The sequence below is a fragment of the Vagococcus sp. genome, from assembly GCF_052102835.1.
GTDB lineage: Bacteria > Bacillota > Bacilli > Lactobacillales > Vagococcaceae > Vagococcus.
This window is the reverse complement of record NZ_JBQEIL010000012.1, coordinates 30,849-47,537: the sequence shown is the minus strand read 5'-3', so window position 1 is coordinate 47,537 and position 16,689 is coordinate 30,849. Positions and strand designations below refer to the sequence as shown.

Below are 16,689 nucleotides of genomic sequence, written 5' to 3'. Positions count from 1 at the left end.
TTACCCGGCTCCTGACTCACTCTAAATTATTTAATTAAAAAGCGAGCGATTCTAAATATTTTTTTAAACCCGCTTGTAAAGTAAATGCTGGTTCATAGCCGATACTTTTCAATTTTGTGATATTAGCATACGAATCTTGAATATCTCCCGAACGCTTGTCTTGATAGTCCACTGGTAGATTTAAAGCAGTTAACTCATTCAAAGTCTCAATTAAATTGATTAAGCTCGTTTGGTCACTCCGTCCCACGTTGAAAACTTCTCCACGTGCTTCTTCCTTCGTCGCCACTAAGAGTAAGGCTTGCAAGACATCTTCCACAAAAACAAAATCTCTTGATTGTTGCCCATCTCCAAAAAGGGTGAAAGAAACAGCTTCTTGATTTTTTAAAGCTGTATACCGGTCTAACATAATCGAGATTACTCCTGAATAAGGTGACGCAGGATTTTGATTCGGTCCGTAAACGTTAAAAAAACGAACGGCTGCTGTTGGAACGTTGTATAAATTATTATACGCTAGTACATATTTTTCAGCAGCAAATTTATCAATCGCATACGGCGTTAAAGGTCGAATAATCGATTCTTCCTCTTTGGGTAGCGTTGGTTCATCGCCATAGACAGCTGCCGAAGATGAAAAGACTAAACGTTTTAAGTTCGGTTGGTACTCACGAACGAGCTCTAAGAGATTTAAAACACTCACAAAGTTGACCTGATGGGTTTCCATCGGGCGTTCCACTGAGTCAGCGACACTTGCAATCGCTGCTAGATGAAAAATATAATCGAACGTTGTTTGACTAAGTAAAGCCGTCATCATTTCTTGATCCGTAACATCTCCTTCGATAAAAGTAAGGTTGTCATTCATTTCAAGATTCGTTTTTTGGCCCATTGATAAATCATCAATCACCGTGACTTGATGTTTTTGACTTAATTGATTCACCAGGTTGGAACCGATAAAACCGGCTCCCCCTGTTACTAGATAATTTAACATGTTTAAACCTCCTTAGGTTTTGGTGCTAACAGTTGATAAAACTCTTCAACTGCCTGTCTATTATAGGCATAGGGATCAAATACTTTAAACGTTAGCTCATCCTCAGTCACAGCCAACATGCTATCTTTAATTCCAATCACATCATTACTTTTAGATAGATAGCCATAGGCGCCATCTTCTAAAACATAGCGACAGGCTGGAATATCTGTTGAAATAATTTTTTTACCCAATGTCATTGCTTCTAATAATACCATTGGTTGTCCTTCATAAAAAGAGGTCAACATAAAAATATCACATTTCGCAATGAAACCAAAAGGATTTGACATTTGTCCTGTAAAAATAACTTGTTCTTCGAGTTGCTCCTCTGCAACCTTTTCCCGTAGTTTTTCTTCTTCTGGTCCTGATCCTATCAAGTAGAGACGTCCTTGCCCTTTTTCTTTATAATACTCAGCAAATGCTTCCACTAACATGATTTGATTTTTCTCAGGTGACAAACGCCCCATGGTAACAAAGTTGGTTTCCAAATGATCAGGGTAAGGAATATAGTTGCCTTGATTATTTAACATCCCAGTCGCATCACTTTTTTCTGTTTCTGCTTCTGAAACCCAGACTTGTTTATCTGCCCACTGTAATAAAAGATACGTTTCATCGTTAGTCGTGATTAACTCTTCGAGAACTTTGGCTGTCGGAATCGCTTGAACCAACGTCCCATTATTTGAAAGGATTGCTTCTTCATTTCCATATACAGTCACTTGTTCAGACACTAAGTTAACCATATAATAGGCGGTCTGACGAACGTATATTTCGGTTGCCGTCAATTCAACTAACTCGACGCTTTCTTTTGGTATAAAATATCTACCTTGTATTGGTAATTTTAAAACATACCAACCGCCTTGATAATTTGTCACAAGTGATTCGATATAAACCTTATCTAACTGTCCTAAATTTTCAGCTTTCATCTCTTTGTTCGGTTTCCGATATCCAAGAATATCTTGTTGGTTAAGCTGTGTTAAGTAGCGTCCAAACGGTTGAGATTTAGTCGGTTGAAAAGCAATTTCACGTATTTTTTTACGATTTTTAAAATGATTATAGGGTGTCAATAGTCCTCGTCCAAGTTTCATTTTTAAAGGCAGATGCTTACGGTTTCCAGTGCCATTAAAGCGATTCGACAAACGAATATTTGATAAAGGAATCCAACCTAACTGTTTCCCTTTTAAGATAATAGGAACAGATTGTGTCGTGTAGGTTGTCACCACTTCTGGAATTTGAACATAGAGATTTCTTAAATAACGCGCATTACTTAACTTATTTGAAGTTTCTAAGCCAACAGGCTCACTAAAAATATCATTAAAATAACGAGTCGCTATACTACCGTAGTAAGAAACGGCTTCACGGGCTATCACTTTATCTTCAAAAACGGTCAAATGTTCGCCATTAATCCAACCAAGATAACGATTATCTTGACTGATTTTATAGTAGATTGTTTCACCAAGTTCAACGTAACCTAACGTCATTACATCCGGTTGATAGAACTGATAAGAAAAAGCCTCACTATAACTAAAATCAGGACGGGCATCGTGTAAAGTAACGGGCTCACTTAATGAATGATCCAAAGTAGCCTCGCGAACCTTAATTTTTGTTTTTAATGGTTCAAGAGAGGAAGATTCGACCGGCTCCGTTTCTTTTCCTAATATTCGATCTGGGTTAATCGTATTGACTGAATAACTAAATTGTTCTGGCAATGCATACTTGGCTAGTTTTTCTCGGTTTGTGTCACGGGTAATCTCTGACACTGATACCAACTGATCAAACCGATGATAGACACTAAACAAGCCATTTAAATTCACTTTATGGATTTTACGCCCATTGACCACGCGTTCTTTATCCGAGGCCATATCACTATGCATGTAACAAAAATGTTTTTGCGCTGGACTTGCTAAGATTAATTTCGACCAAAAGAAACTATAACCACTAAAATCGATTGCTGCGATAAACGTTTGTTTACCAAGTAAGCGTGACGCTTCTCGTTCGTAAATGACTTCTGGGTACTTCTCTTGATTATATTTAGTCATTCCACGTGAGGTAAAGTATAAGTCAAGATACGCTTCCTTTCGACTATACAATGTGTGTCCAAAACGAAAGAGCAAGTGGGTTTCTCGCGGCAAGGCACTTATATTATTTATTTGATCTTTTGTTCGTGGTTGATCCAAAATACACGTCACGTCATAGCGAGTAAAATCAATGTTTTGAATGAGATTAAGGAAACTACTCGTAATCCCATTACTTCGCATCCCACCTCCGTAAAAGAGGAGTTTTTCTTTTTCTTGGTTGCGGTCAATAATGGTCAGTTTTTCCGACTCTTCACCATAAAGGATATAATCAAGGTAACGTTTTGTTGCTAAACCATCATCAACCTTTGTAAAACGAGTTTTAAAACGTTCATAATTAGGTCTTGATTGCTCCGTGACCTCAGCGAGATTCTTAAGATTATCTATCAAGTGACTGATAGTAAAACTAACGGGTCCTGGTAGTTCATCATAAGCAAAGTACTGTCCTCGCCCTGTTGTGTAAAGGTCATCATCCCAACAATAAAATAAAATCGGACGATCCGTTACTAAATAATCAAAAAAGATACTCGAATAATCAGTTACCAAAACATCTACAATTCCCAAGACTTTATTCGTATCTAAACAATCAGGAATAAGATACGGCTTCAAGGGTAGGTATTCTTTGGCTTTCTTATATAAAAAGGGATGAATTTTAACTAAAACATTATAGTCATCACCTAATTCAGTACGAATCAGCGTCATTTCTTGATGAATCTGCTCAATATCGTTGCGTGCATTATTGACATTTGACCCTTTCCAAGTTGGCGTATAAAGTAAAATCTTTTTACTTAAATCAATTTGAACTTTAAATTCAAATAAACGTTTCAATAAATCATCAAAATTTTTCGAAAAAGTTTGATCAATTCTTGGGTAACCAGACTCTAGGATTTTTCCTTCGTACCCGTCACGCAAACGAAAACTATCTAAAAACATTTCTGTCGTGTGTGGATTGGGACTTAATAAGTAGTCCGCCATATAAAAATTACGGACAACATTTTTTGAGCCCGAAGGATTCCCCGGAATATCAAAACCCATGGTCTTGAGTGGCGTCCCGTGCCAAGTATTAATGTACGTTTGCTCTTTTTTTATCGAAACAAATTCTTGAAAAGTCGCATTATTAATCAAATACTCTGCGCGATTTAACCAACGTAAGTAGTCCTCTGAATTTCGCTCGACAAAAGTAACATTTGATACCTTTGCATAGTTTTCCATCATTCGAGACATCTCATCAGAAGGAACGTAACACCAAATATGTTGGTATTCCTTTTCAAAATCTTTTTCAAGCAAATATTCAAATATTGCTAAAGGCGAATCCGTCATCGATTGACCATCCCGACTTTCATAAAAGAAAGTCTTCTTCTCAATCGTTTCTGTTTTATAAAATTGTGTATAACGATCCACAATTTTACCTGTTTTTGATAGTACCGGTCGTAATGCCGGTGTCACGAGTCTTTTTATGTTGTTCGTAAGCCCCAACGTTCATTCTCCTTTCAGTCATTCAGCATATCTGCGCTAATTTTCTTAGCGGCTTCACCCGTTTCACACGAGGTAAATTTTTGTTTAAATGTCTGATATTGACTGCTCTTTAATCTATTTGGCTCCACTTGCCATTGTTTTAATTGTTCGATCAATTCGACGGGGGTTACCACTATCGGTCCCGGTAATTCTTGTTCGAGGTCAAAATAAAAACCTCTTAATTCATTTTGATAGTCTTCTTGATCGGGAAGGTAATAAATAATCGGACGATCGGTTAACACGTAGTCAAACATGCAGGATGAATAATCCGTAATCAAAAGATCACTCACTAATAGTAAATCACTCATATCCAAATAATCAGAAACATCAATCATTTGGTCAGCATTACTCGAAAAGTCAAATTGTTGTGCCACTAAATAATGCATGCGCACTAAAAAAACAACTTCTTCACCAAAGACTTCGATTAATTTTTCAAACGGAAAAGGTTGTGTAAACTCATAATGTCCGTTTACCCATTGTTCCGTTTCACGCCAAGTAGGGGCATATAATACAATTTTTTTATCTAACGAAACACCGATTTTTTCTTTCAAAAGGTTACATTTCTTTTGATTTTCTAAAGCATTTACTAGCTGATCATTTCTAGGATAACCATATTCTTTAATTATACCATTGTAACGAAAGGCTTGTCTAAATATTTCGGAAGAATAAGCGTTAGGTGATAGCAATAAATCCCAACGTTTTGCTTCTTTGGTAAACTCCTCAAGATAGCTTTCTTTTGTGTAACCGGGAATTTTTACATCTGGAATATCACACCCTATTTTTTTCAAAGGGGTTCCATGCCAAGTTTGTAAATAAACCGTCTTTTTATTTTTAGCTAGCCAAAGGGGCGTTCGTGTATTGATAACCCAAAAAGCGGCTCGTGGCATAATAAAAAACCACTTTATTGAAAAGCGAGTGACAAAAGGGATATGAAGCGCTTCGAACGTCGCTTCATATCCTTTGCTCACCCCCCAAATCAACGTATAATCTGGGTAATGCTTTTTCATAAACTGGTAGATGGCTCGTGGATTATCACTGTATTGCTTCCCGTGGAAACTTTCAAAATAAACAAGCTTTTTTTTTTGAAAATGTCCCACTATTTTAAAAGTAAAACAAATCAATTGTTCAACTAATTTTCGCATCGTGATAAACTCCTTCAATTAAATAAAGTCAACAAATCGTGCTCTAAATTTCATATGGATATGTGAGCCAACAAACAATAAAATTCCAACAATTAGCCAGAAGAACGCCGTTTGTGACCCCTTTTCCCAAAACCAAGCTTTGGACATAAACGAATCTCTAAACCCATTAATAATATAATACAGCGGGTTTAATTCTAAAATATGAATAAACCAAGCATGACGTCCTTTGAACATTGGCATAGTTGAAAAATCCCAAATTGGACCGGATAAATAAAACAGTAATCTTAAAATCGATTGCAACATAATGTGATAATCTCTTACTAAAACAGTAATGGTTGAATTTAAAATACCAAAGGCAAAGAGAAAAGCAACCATACAAAAGAAATAATAAAAATATTGTAACCAATAAATTGTTGGGGTTATTTTGAAGGCAAACATGGCCGCCAAAAGTAATAACATCATCGCACGGTAAGAAACAAAATTACTTGCCATGTTAACGGACGGTAAGATACTGACCGGAAATTTCATTTTTGAAACCATTCCGACTTGTTTATAGATACTGTTTGACCCACCTAAAATCGAACTATTAATAAAGAACCAGGCAATAATCCCAACTAACATCCAGATTATATAAGGAACGCCATCAATCATTCGACCTTGATGAACCCCTAAACCAAAGACAAGATAGTAAATTCCAATTTGAATCGCTGGATTTAAAAACTGCCAAACTAAACCTAAGTAATGACTTTGATATGTTGCTTTTTCTTCATACTTAGATATTCGTCGAATAATCCCAAAATTTTTAAATTGCTCTAAAATTATTGCTTTTGCATCATTCACTTGTTAACTCTCCTTCGTTTGGGTCTTGTTTTTAATGTGCCATAATAATGACTTTCCCACAAAGATGGGAATTTGTACCATTCGATAGAAACGTGTCGGGTGACTAAACGACCGATAAACCCATTCTAAATTGGTTTTGATAAAAAAATCTGGTGCTCGCCGAACGCTGCCACTCAGCACATCCAAACTACCACCCACGGTTTGAAAAACCGTCCCTTTTAATTCCGAAACATGTTTAGCCAACCATTCCTCTTGTCGTGGTGAACCTAAAGCGACAAAGAGCATGTCTGTCTGACTTTCATTGATTTGATGGACTACTTCAGCCTCGGTTAATTGAGTATACCCATCAATATAACCCGCTACTGTCAAATGTGGATACGTTTCGCTTATCTTGACGGCTGCTTGTTTGACAACTTCAGGCTGTGCCCCATATAAAAAAATCCGTTTGCTTTGTTGATTCGCGTACTTTAAAGCTTCGACCATCACATCAATCCCGGCCACACGTTCCTTTATCTTTCCATTAGTCCATTGAGAAAGTTTGACCACACCAATTCCATCTGCAAAGCGGTGAGTCGATTGTTCAATAAACGCTTTAACCATTGGGTTTTCTTCTGACATTAAAATAATTTGTGGATTCACACTGGTTAGCGTCATTTTCTTACCCGTGTTAAAATAACTAGAGAAATCCGCTGTAATATCAGCTAATGTAAGGCAATCAACCGTCGTATTATATATTTTTTCAACTGATTTTGTCATTGTCATCATACCTATCCATTTCTTTTAACAAACGCTTCGTTGCCTGACCATCATTGTAAGTATTCCAACACTTGTTGAATTCTGAAAGGTCTGCAACTGCTTCAAATTTTATTTTATTAATCAATGTTTGCGTATCAAAACAAAAGCTGTTTGGCAGTAATATTTCAATCTTATCCTGTAATCCTGGTTGGCTACGATAGCGTTTTTCATCAAACCAATAAAAAAGCAACCGTCCTTGCGGTTTGACCAAACTATAATCAAAAGCAACTGATGAATAATCGGTAATCAAAACATCAGCCTCTAGAAGCAACTCGTCTGCTCCCTTTTCACTTGAAACATACGTTAAAAATGCAGACGTTGACGTCTTTGGTCGAGGCCATTGACTATGTGGATGCTCTTTAATCCATAACTCATATTCTTCACCCAGCTCTTCTTGCAGTAACGCAATATCCAGGGGGTAAGCTGCTAATTCATACTCACGATACGTTGGTAAATAAAGCAATCGTTTTTTCTTTTTTGGTTTCAGCTGAAGGTCTCTTTGTCTAACTAAGTCATCCGTTCGCGAAAAACCTAACGGCCAAATTTGCTCTTGGGTCATATTATAACTACGCTTAAAGACGGCAGCCATCGCCTCAGAGGCAACAACCACATAATCAAATGACGCATAAACTCGTTTAAAACGTTTTTGATCGGATTGAGTTCGGTTTTTTACTGCCTGATCCTCTAGACCAAATGTTTTGATTGCTCCCGTAGCATGCCATAGCTGGACAATCTTTAGAGCTTTCGGCTTTCTTAGTGACCCTAAAAAAGCAAAATAATTATCGCACAAACACCACTCACTTGCTTGAATACTTCGAACCACTGAAAACAGGCCACTTATACCTGTTAGGGATTTAATTTTTATTCCTTGTTGCTCGAGAGATAGCGCTTCTTGTTTGACTTTTTCTGTATAAAAAACAGTCACCTGATATTTCAGTGCAAGTTTTTCAATTAAACCTTTGTTATTATTTGGAAAACTTAAAAGGTAAGTTAGTTGCTTTGGGACCGTTTTTATTGGTAAAAAAGAAAACAGACGAACCAAGCCGTCATATAACGATTTAACTAAGCTAACCGCAATTCTCTTCATTCGTGACTCCAAACGTTTCTAATCTAACACCCTCTAAATGATTTTGTGTTGACCTTTGCGTTGACCTTTCTGCTGTCGCAACAACGGATTTAAATGATTTACCTGTAATGTGCAAACTCGCAAAAAAGAAAGCTAAAGCAATCATCACTAAAATCATGACTTTGGTTAACCAAGACATTTTTCCCATCGCTGGTCCTTTGAGGACTTTTTCAGAATGGCCTTTGGTTAAAGCATAGTCACGTAATTTATTTTCATCAAATTCACGTTGCGCTTTTTTATAATCATCTTGATAAATTTGTTTATCTGCAGCACTTTGAGCACGGAACCACTTAATGAAATCTTTATAATGGCCAACGACTTCTTTCATCTCACCATACTCGCGTAACTCCCCATAATGAATCCAAGCGACTTTATCACATATTTTTTCAATTTGTGGTAATGAATGAGATACGAAGAAAATCGTTTTTCCTGCTTCTTTAAATGATAAAATCCGTTCCACACATCTTTGGTAAAACGTATCATCTCCCACAGAGAGGGCCTCATCAATAATCAAAACATCTGGATCTTGATGAACAGCAATTGAAAAACCTAATCTTGAGCGCATCCCACTAGAATAACTTTTAACAGGTTGATCGATAAAATCACCCAAGTCTGCAAACTGCTTGATATCATCGATCATGTCATCGATTTGCTCATTGGTAAACCCGCTCATCAAACATTTCAAACGAATATTTTCTAATCCTGTTAATTGAGGTTTTAAACCAGCACCGATAGCAATGATTGAGGTTTCTCCATCAATCACCATTTCGCCTGATGTTTGTGGAATAATGCCTGCTAAAATATTAGATAGTGTTGATTTTCCGGAACCATTGATCCCTATCAATCCAATCGTTTCACCTGCATAGACTGTTAAATCAATTCCTTTTAAACTCCAAAAATGGGGAATTCCTTTTTGTGAAAATCTAAATAATGATTTTATTTTATCTGATTTTTTTTTGTATAAATCATATTCTTTGGTAATCATTGACATTTCAACTTTAACCTGTTTTTCTTGTTCCATTCTTCGAACCATCCTATTCTTGTCTTAGACTTTTTCTTGACTGAAACCTCATAGAGATTTTACACTAATTTGGCGCAATTATCAAAAATACCTTAAAATTTTATTAAGTTAACACTTTGTTTTTTTATATTTTGTATTTTTAATATAAAAAAACTGGGAGAAAAGCTCTCCCAGAATCTTTTTATTAAGGTTGGTCAACCGCTAAACCATCTTGTGGATACGTTTTAGGGGCGACAATGCCATTTGATTGAAATTTAAAATCAGGGGCATCTCGTTCATCTTTTTGTTCTAACCCTAAAGATAACCGTAACTTGTGAGATATATAATCTAAACTGTCTTGATGTAAGCCTACCATACTGACGACTTCACCATAAGGGGCGTAATCAAAGCCCATCCATGAAAAGGCAAAAGATTCAAATTGATAATCTTTTGTCAAACCAGACTGCGCAATCGATAAAATCTTATCGGAAGGCATATCTGTTTGAATATGACCATCTAATGCTTCCAAAATACTTTTATATTTAGCTATCGAACCAACCGCCATTGCTTTTTTAGCAACCGCTTCTAGTACTTGCTGTTGCCGTTTTCCACGCTCGATATCATTATCCACGTATCGTGTTCTTGAGAAAGCTAGGGCTTCTTCACCGGATAAGTTATGTCGGCCTTTTTTAAGATCGACTACTTTTTTACCTTTGGCATTTTGTTCAGTCAACGTAAAGGGAACATCGACTTCAACCCCACCAATCGCATCTACAATTTTTTCAAAGGCCGCAAAATCAACGGTGACGTAATAATTGATTGGAATATCAAGTAAACTTTCAACTGTATCAATCGTTGTATCCACTCCACCATAGGTAAACGCTGCATTAATTTTATCATTACCGACAAACTCTTTTGACTCAATCGCTGTATAAGTATCTCGAGGAATACTTGCGATATCCACTTTTTCAGTTGTGGGATTAACTGTTAGTAACAACATTGAGTCTGTACGAGCACTTCCCAAGTTACGTTTGTCATTATCATCCAGTCCTAAAATAAGAAGCGATATCGGATCTTTTTGTACGTCGATATTATCATTAACTTTACTGTTTTTACGAGGTTGGTAAGAATCATTTAAAAATTCATTAGCATCCGTTAACATTTTAACGCCATAACCAATAAAAGCGAGGATGGCTAACAATAGAACCAATGTTAAGATCTTTGTAAATTTTATAAGCATCCCTTTAGATTTTTTGTCTTTTTTCTTACGATTTTTTCTTCTTGTGTGCAGTTCTACGGATGTTCCAGAACTGTCATTATTATTTTTTCTTTTTGCACTCAATATGAAAACTCCCATTAATTTCATTTAATATCTGGTAGTTAGTATAACACATGCCAACTTTTAAACATAGCTTATATTTATGATCGTTAAATTTGTTCAGAAATTTTTAAATATTTTTTACTAATTGTTTCAAATGAGTAAATCAGGTATAATTATCAGTGAATTGTGAAAGTAGGTACCTTTATGAATTTTATGTTAATGGTCGGCTTACGCCTAATAGTCACTTTACTTTTTTCTTTTGCGATTACACCATTGATTAAAAAGTTAGCCTTTAAGGTCGGAGCCGTAGATAAACCTAATGAGAGACGAGTCAATAAGAAAGTGATGCCCACTGCTGGTGGTTTAGCTATTTATTTTTCTTTCTCATTTTCCCTTTTATTCCTATTTAATGACTTGATCCCAATCCAATATGGCTTACATATTGTTGCTTCAGCGGGAATCATTGTTATTACTGGGCTATTGGATGATATTTATGAATTAAAACCTCGTCAAAAAATGTTAGGCATGATGATCGCCGCACTGTATGTTTGTTTTGTTTTTGATATGACTATTCAATCGGTATCGCTTCCTTATATTGGCGAAATTACTTTTGGTTGGTTTAAATATCCAATCACTGTTCTCTGGATTGTCGCCTTAACGAATGCGATTAACTTAGTCGATGGATTGGATGGATTAGCTTCAGGTATTTCAATGATTGCTCTTTTTTCAATGGGCATCGTTGGTTATGTTAGTAGTTTTTCTGGTGCTGTTTTATTACAAGTTCCGATTACTATCTTTATTCTACTAGCAAGTATTCTCGGCTTTTTTCCGTTTAACTTTTATCCAGCCAAACTTTTTTTAGGCGACACTGGTGCTTTGTTTCTCGGCTTTATGATTTCTGTTTTATCTATGCAAGGTCTTAAAAATGCCACGTTTATTTCTTTGATTACACCGCTCGTTATTTTAGGTGTACCGATTACAGATACTTTGTTTGCTATCATTCGTCGAAAACTTAACAACCGGCCAATCTCTTCAGCCGATAAAATGCATCTTCATCATCGCTTAATTTCATTAGGTTTCACTCATCGTGGCGCTGTTTTAATGATCTATTGTCTCGCTTTTATTTTTTCAACAATCGCTTTGCTCTACCTCTTTACTAATACTTGGGCAACGATTTTACTTATCATCGCCACACTGCTAGGTCTACAAATTTTAAGTGAACTGCTAGGTCTTTTAGGAAACGATAAACAGCCTTTATTGACTTTCTTTAAATTTATCGGAAATAAGGCTTATCGAACAACGGTATTAGAAAAAAGAAAAGAAAAGAAGAATTCTCGCTCTTAACGAGAATTCTTCTTTTTTTTATTTCTTCTTTCCATTCGAGAACTCTCCATTCGGTCCTCAATGTAATTCGTCAGGGTTCGATCTCGGGTCTGTATTTCTCCAAAGAAAATTTTCTCAATCGTTACATTGACAACTCCACCTAAAATGATTAAAGTCGATGCCACATTCAACCATAATATAAAAAGAATAAAACTTCCAATAACACCATAACTAGTAATTCTTTTAGAAAAATAGCGAATATAAATACTAAAAAATTGTGTCACGATTAACCAAGACACCGTCGTAAAAATCGCGCCTGGAACAATCGCTCGAAAATGATTTTTTACATTTGGCACCAAATAATAAATGATGGATAAGACTACAAATAGGATAGATGTTGTCACGGGCCACCGTAAAGCGAGAAATGTTTTTAAAATATGATTGGACAAGCCAAAACGTGGTAAAACAAATTCTAGTAAGGTTTGACCAAATCCCATCACAATTAATAAAACACCAATAACAAATACGAGTAAGAAAGCCATCACAAAGGAAAATAGGCGCCGAATAAACTGCATTTTTTGCTTAGGTAAACCATATGCTTTATCCAAACTCATTTGAATGCCATTAATCCCTTTACTAACAGCCCAAAAAGTCCCGATGGCAGAAATTGATAGCAAGCCTCCATTGGTTTGGCCTAATAGGCGTGAAATGGTTTCTTTCAACAAACCATAAATATCAGCTGGTAGGAGATCACGAATATAAGGTAAGACCGCTTGCTCATTGATATTTAAAAATGGCAAGAGATTTCCCACTGCGATTAAAAGAGGGAAAAACGCCAGCAATAAGTAATACGTTATGACAATCGAATAAATATTTATTTCAGCTTCTTGGAAAGTTTTAATAAATGTTTGAATGACTGTTTTTAATGTCCTTTTTTGTTTTTCCTCTTCACGCATCTTCTTAACCCCTAAGCTTCCGTTCTATTTTGAGAAGTCAAAATTAATGGGCCATCTTTCGTAATCGCAAGCGTGTGTTCAAACTGACAACAGATGCCGCCATCTCTTGTTCGAGCAGTCCACCCGTTATCATCCATTTTCATTTTCCAAGTTCCAGTGGTTACCATGGGCTCGATTGTAATGACCATTCCTTCTTTTAAGCGTAATCCTTTACCCGCTTCACCATAATGAGGGATAGCAGGTGCTTCATGGATGGTTGGTCCGATACCGTGACCAATAAAATCACGAACAACTCCAAATTTTTCACCTTCTACATAGGTCTGAATGGCATGACCAATATCACCTACACGGTTACCAACAACAGCTTGTTCTATTCCTAAGTATAATGCCTTTTCAGTTACTTCCATTAAATGCTCCAACTCTGGCGTTGTTTTTCCTACAAGGTATGACCAACATGAATCAGACATCGCGCCGTTTAACTCAACACACATATCAACACTGATTAAATCCCCATCTTTTAATTTTTCATGACGAGGAAAACCATGGCAAATTTCATCATTAATACTACAACACGTCGCATATTTGTAACCTTCAAAGCCAATTTGTGCCGCGATTCCGCCACCATCTTCAATTATTTTATGGACAAATTTTTCAATGTCCCAACTTGTGATACCCGGCTTAATAAAGTCTCTTAGAGCAATATGGACACTCGCTAAAAGTTCCCCACTTTTTTTCATCATTTCTATTTCTCTTGGTGATTTGATTGTTATCATTTTTTTCTCTCCTTCTATTCACAGATAGCAACCTTATTTTAGCACAATCCAAACATCTGTCAAAATCGAATATTCCTCACCCCCTGTCTTTGAAAAGTGAACAATATCTGCTATAATTTTATTTAGTAATTCTTTTGGAAGGGATGTAATTATGGCACTTGCTAAAATTGTTTATGCTAGTTTGACAGGAAATACAGAAGAAATTGCAGATGTTGTTGCGGAAAGTCTAGAAAACGCAGGGATAGATGTTGAAATAAACGAATGCACACAGGTCGATGCTGCCGATTTTGAAGAGGCTGACCTTTGTATTATCGCTACTTATACTTATGATGATGGTAGTTTACCAGATGAAATTATCGATTTTTACGAGGAACTTCTTGAACTTGACTTAAGTCAAAAAATATACGGTGTGGTTGGTTCAGGTGACAAATTTTATGATGATTATTGTAAAGCGGTTGATGTCTTCGATGAGGCTTTTCTGAAAATAGGAGCGAAAAAAGGGACAACTAGCGTTAAAGTAGAACTTGCTTGTGAAGAAGAAGATATTGTCAATCTTGAAAACTTTGCAACTGAATTAGTCAAATTAATAAAATAGGTAAAAGCACCGCCAAACATCAACTGATGCTTGAGCGGTGCTTTTTAAATAAACGCTTGCTTTTTATGAACCTTTTACGAACGAATCTAACAGAACAAAGCTCTATGCAAGTGTTAAGGAGAAATTAACATCCGATTCCTTTGAGAAAGCAACACAGTTATTAACCATGTCAGAAATTTCTTTTTGCGTTGGTTGAATTCTTTCGGCTGAAACTAATGAGGCTAATCCTGTTGCAACAATCCAAAATCCAACTAACAATGATTCTCTTTTTTCTGAACTTAAGTTTTTATAACGGCTATCACTCGACATTCTTTCTAAAATTAATTGATGAATAAAACGAGTAATACTTTCCCCACCCTCATAATTCTCTACAAATAATGCACGATATAGCATTTTTTGTTCTTTAGCAAACTCGACATAATTAAGGCATAAATCAACAAGTGCATCCCCTGTAATCTCCTTAGAAAAAACATCTTTTTCTAAATCTGATTCCACTTCTTTGAAAAATGCATTTCTTAAATCTTCCATATTTTTGAACTCTAAATAAATCGGCTGTGTTGAACTACGCATTTTGCTAGCGATATTACGTGCGGTAAAACCTGAGAACCCTTCTGTTGCAACCACCTGATATGTTGCGTCTAAAATGTGCTCACGAGTAATCGTTTTTTTTCTAGCCATTTTGTTTTCCCCCTTTAAAATAGTATAGTAACAATTTGTGAAATCCCTATTACTATTATAGTCATTGTATCATCATTTTATTTTTAAAAAAAGTCTTAGGTACCTATTCTTGTTTTTTTAAAAAAATTTTAATGTTATTGTACTTTTGTACCTATCTTGTTAAATTTGATACCCGTTTGTTAGTATGATATTATAATGCCATTAAAAAGAAAAGAGAGGTCTGTTTTTTTATGACATTAAAAAATTTTAATTCTTTATTAGAAGCTTACGCAAAAGTAATTACAAAAGTTGGGATTAACGTTCAGAAATCCCATACGGTTGTACTTCAAGCTCAAGTTGAACAAGCTCCTTTAGCTCGTTTAATCGTAGAAGAAGCCTATAAACTTGGAGCTAAACAAGTGATTATGCAATGGAGTGATGATTTTGTCAACCGTCAAAACTTTATTCATGCCGATGAAAATATTTTAACCACTGTTCCTCAATATAAAATTGATGAAGTTGTGGATTGGGTCGATCAAGGAGCCAGTCGAATTGCTCTTGTTTCAAGTAACCCTGATGCCTTCGCAGGTGTCGATAACCATCGCATCTCTGAACATCAAAAAGCTTTTGGTAAAGCGATGATGCCTTTACGCCAAGCAAGTCAGGCAAATAAAATCAGTTGGTTAGTGGTGGCTGCCGCTGGAGAAGCTTGGGCTAAGAAAGTCTTTCCTACCCTTGCAACAAGTGAAGAACAGGTCGATGCGCTATGGGAAGCTATCTTCAAAGCGACCCGCATGTTTGAAAATGATCCGGTCAGTGCATGGTACGCTCATGAAAAACTACTCCAAACAAAAGCAAATGAATTAAATGCTGAACAATATGATTCTTTACATTATACGGCTCCTGGTACAGATTTAATCATTGGCTTACCTGAAGGTCATCTATGGGAAGGCGCAGGTAGTAAAAATGCACGTGGCGAAACTTTTATTGCCAATATGCCAACCGAAGAGGTCTTTACTGCTCCTGACTCACGTCGAGTTGATGGTTACGTTTCAAGTACAAAACCTTTAAGCTATGCTGGAAATACGATTGAAGGAATGAAATTTACTTTTAAAGATGGCGCTGTCGTTGATGTGACTGCTGAAAAAGGGCAAGAAGTTCTTAAAAAATTAATTGAGACCGATGAAGGTTCAAAACGCTTAGGTGAAGTTGCGCTTGTGCCTGACAGCTCTCCAATCTCTCAATCTGGTATTACGTTCTACAATACTTTATTTGATGAAAACGCGTCAAATCATTTGGCTTTAGGCTCTGCTTATGCTTTTAACTTAAAAGGTGGAACTGAAATGTCTGAAGATGAATTAGAAAAAGCGGGTTTAAATCGTAGTCAAACGCATGTTGACTTTATGATTGGGTCTAACGAAATGTCAATTGACGGTATAAAAAAAGACGGGTCACGTCATCCAATTTTCCGCAAGGGTGAATGGGCTTAACACTAAATATAAAAAAAGCATCGCTCCAAACTTTCAAAAGTTTGAAGCGATGCTTTTTTTGAATAA

The 16,689-nt window shown here is 36.2% G+C and carries 14 protein-coding genes; 3 read left to right on the top strand and 11 right to left on the bottom strand.

Annotated features, from left to right (window positions below; genetic code table 11):
* Positions 1–34 precede the first annotated feature (34 nt).
* From ACTJFD_RS10475 to ACTJFD_RS10440, 8 genes are all read right to left on the bottom strand, one after another.
* The gene (locus tag ACTJFD_RS10475) at positions 35–982 is read right to left on the bottom strand and encodes an NAD-dependent epimerase/dehydratase family protein (RefSeq protein WP_442261478.1); all 948 of its coding nucleotides are present in this window, start codon (positions 980–982) and stop codon (positions 35–37) included.
* A 2-nt stretch (positions 983–984) separates the two neighbouring features.
* Positions 985–4,566, bottom strand: a complete 3,582-nt coding sequence (locus tag ACTJFD_RS10470) for a CDP-glycerol glycerophosphotransferase family protein (protein ID WP_442261477.1) — start codon at positions 4,564–4,566, stop codon at positions 985–987.
* A gap of 14 nt (positions 4,567–4,580) precedes the next feature.
* Positions 4,581–5,747: a CDP-glycerol glycerophosphotransferase family protein gene (locus ACTJFD_RS10465; RefSeq protein ID WP_442261476.1), complete on the bottom strand. Its 1,167-nt coding sequence runs from the start codon at positions 5,745–5,747 to the stop codon at positions 4,581–4,583.
* 18 nt (positions 5,748–5,765) lie between these two features.
* Positions 5,766–6,587 (bottom strand): ABC transporter permease, encoded by an 822-nt coding sequence (locus ACTJFD_RS10460; protein WP_442261475.1) that lies wholly within the window; start codon positions 6,585–6,587, stop codon positions 5,766–5,768.
* 3 nt (positions 6,588–6,590) lie between these two features.
* Entirely contained in the window at positions 6,591–7,343 is a 753-nt protein-coding gene (locus ACTJFD_RS10455; protein ID WP_442261474.1) for a WecB/TagA/CpsF family glycosyltransferase, read from the bottom strand.
* Complete coding sequence (locus tag ACTJFD_RS10450) at positions 7,327–8,469, bottom strand: CDP-glycerol glycerophosphotransferase family protein (protein ID WP_442261473.1); 1,143 nt, start codon at positions 8,467–8,469, stop codon at positions 7,327–7,329. Before ACTJFD_RS10450 ends, ACTJFD_RS10455 begins: the two co-directional genes overlap by 17 nt.
* Entirely contained in the window at positions 8,450–9,529 is a 1,080-nt protein-coding gene (locus ACTJFD_RS10445) for an ABC transporter ATP-binding protein (RefSeq protein WP_442261472.1), read from the bottom strand. The genes ACTJFD_RS10450 and ACTJFD_RS10445 overlap by 20 nt, the downstream gene beginning before the upstream one ends.
* A gap of 184 nt (positions 9,530–9,713) precedes the next feature.
* Positions 9,714–10,850 carry an LCP family protein gene (locus tag ACTJFD_RS10440; protein ID WP_442261471.1) on the bottom strand — a complete coding sequence of 379 codons (1,137 nt, stop codon included), beginning with the start codon at positions 10,848–10,850 and terminating at the stop codon, positions 9,714–9,716.
* A gap of 183 nt (positions 10,851–11,033) precedes the next feature.
* On the opposite strand from ACTJFD_RS10440, the gene ACTJFD_RS10435 reads away from it, so the two are divergent.
* Entirely contained in the window at positions 11,034–12,173 is a 1,140-nt protein-coding gene (locus tag ACTJFD_RS10435; RefSeq protein ID WP_442261470.1) for a glycosyltransferase family 4 protein, read from the top strand.
* Here ACTJFD_RS10435 and ACTJFD_RS10430 read toward each other — a convergent pair.
* Both ACTJFD_RS10430 and map read right to left on the bottom strand, forming a co-directional pair.
* Positions 12,170–13,108, bottom strand: a complete 939-nt coding sequence (locus ACTJFD_RS10430) for a YihY/virulence factor BrkB family protein (RefSeq protein ID WP_442261469.1) — start codon at positions 13,106–13,108, stop codon at positions 12,170–12,172. The genes ACTJFD_RS10435 and ACTJFD_RS10430 overlap by 4 nt on opposite strands.
* Positions 13,109–13,119: 11 nt before the next feature.
* Positions 13,120–13,881, bottom strand: coding sequence for a type I methionyl aminopeptidase (gene map / locus ACTJFD_RS10425; RefSeq protein ID WP_442261468.1), 762 nt, complete (start codon positions 13,879–13,881; stop codon positions 13,120–13,122).
* Positions 13,882–14,032: 151 nt separating this feature from the next.
* On the opposite strand from map, the gene ACTJFD_RS10420 reads away from it, so the two are divergent.
* Complete coding sequence (locus ACTJFD_RS10420; RefSeq protein ID WP_442261467.1) at positions 14,033–14,476, top strand: flavodoxin; 444 nt, start codon at positions 14,033–14,035, stop codon at positions 14,474–14,476.
* A 102-nt stretch (positions 14,477–14,578) separates the two neighbouring features.
* Here ACTJFD_RS10420 and ACTJFD_RS10415 read toward each other — a convergent pair whose 3' ends face one another.
* Positions 14,579–15,154 (bottom strand): TetR/AcrR family transcriptional regulator, encoded by a 576-nt coding sequence (locus ACTJFD_RS10415; RefSeq protein ID WP_442261466.1) that lies wholly within the window; start codon positions 15,152–15,154, stop codon positions 14,579–14,581.
* 230 nt (positions 15,155–15,384) lie between these two features.
* Here ACTJFD_RS10415 and ACTJFD_RS10410 point away from each other — a divergent pair, with 230 nt between their 5' ends.
* The gene (locus ACTJFD_RS10410) at positions 15,385–16,623 is read left to right on the top strand and encodes an aminopeptidase (RefSeq protein WP_442261465.1); all 1,239 of its coding nucleotides are present in this window, start codon (positions 15,385–15,387) and stop codon (positions 16,621–16,623) included.
* Positions 16,624–16,689 lie beyond the last annotated feature (66 nt).

What these genes read in the sequence shown, in the direction of transcription:
- ACTJFD_RS10410 (WP_442261465.1), top strand. Translation starts at nt 15,385, where the DNA reads ATGACATTAAAAAATTTTAATTCTTTATTAGAAGCTTACGCAAAAGTA.
- ACTJFD_RS10465 (WP_442261476.1), bottom strand. Translation starts at nt 5,747, where the DNA reads ATGCGAAAATTAGTTGAACAATTGATTTGTTTTACTTTTAAAATAGTG.
- ACTJFD_RS10420 (WP_442261467.1), top strand. Translation starts at nt 14,033, where the DNA reads ATGGCACTTGCTAAAATTGTTTATGCTAGTTTGACAGGAAATACAGAA.
- ACTJFD_RS10435 (WP_442261470.1), top strand. Translation starts at nt 11,034, where the DNA reads ATGAATTTTATGTTAATGGTCGGCTTACGCCTAATAGTCACTTTACTT.
- ACTJFD_RS10430 (WP_442261469.1), bottom strand. Translation starts at nt 13,108, where the DNA reads ATGCGTGAAGAGGAAAAACAAAAAAGGACATTAAAAACAGTCATTCAA.
- ACTJFD_RS10455 (WP_442261474.1), bottom strand. Translation starts at nt 7,343, where the DNA reads ATGACAAAATCAGTTGAAAAAATATATAATACGACGGTTGATTGCCTT.
- ACTJFD_RS10415 (WP_442261466.1), bottom strand. Translation starts at nt 15,154, where the DNA reads ATGGCTAGAAAAAAAACGATTACTCGTGAGCACATTTTAGACGCAACA.
- ACTJFD_RS10450 (WP_442261473.1), bottom strand. Translation starts at nt 8,469, where the DNA reads ATGAAGAGAATTGCGGTTAGCTTAGTTAAATCGTTATATGACGGCTTG.
- ACTJFD_RS10475 (WP_442261478.1), bottom strand. Translation starts at nt 982, where the DNA reads ATGTTAAATTATCTAGTAACAGGGGGAGCCGGTTTTATCGGTTCCAAC.
- ACTJFD_RS10445 (WP_442261472.1), bottom strand. Translation starts at nt 9,529, where the DNA reads ATGGAACAAGAAAAACAGGTTAAAGTTGAAATGTCAATGATTACCAAA.
- map (WP_442261468.1), bottom strand. Translation starts at nt 13,881, where the DNA reads ATGATAACAATCAAATCACCAAGAGAAATAGAAATGATGAAAAAAAGT.